This window comes from Polaromonas sp. P1_G2 (assembly GCF_056405515.1).
In genome coordinates, this window is record NZ_JBFUBY010001819.1 from 1 (window position 1) to 353 (window position 353).

Here is a 353-nt window from a genome sequence, read left to right on the forward strand (position 1 = left end):
CCATGGTCGAGGCTGATGTCAGCCAGTGCCGTGATCACCTGCTGACGCACTGTGCCATCGGCGTCGAGCCTGATGCCGATCTTGCCATTTTCGGAGGTGATGTCCGCGCCGCCCTTCAGCGCGCCCTCTGCCTTCTGGCCGATCACGGAGGCAAGTGCGCCGGCATCGGGAATGTCGAAGGTCACGTGGCCTGCCGGCTGGAATTTCGGACCGAAGGCGAGCGTGCCGTCAAAACTGCTTCTGCCGATGGTGGCCTGGAATGTGGGGACGGCCACTTGGCCTTGGTCCAGCATCACATTGGCGGAGAGATGCGTGGCTTGGCCATGGAGCGCTGTGTCCGCCGTCACCGAAAG

Annotated in this window: 1 protein-coding gene; it reads right to left on the reverse strand. The window is 63.5% G+C overall.

Annotated elements, in window-relative coordinates; translation table 11 throughout:
* A partial coding sequence (locus AC1D0P_RS32740) for a hypothetical protein (protein WP_477680525.1) occupies positions 1–353 on the reverse strand: 353 nt, incomplete at both ends.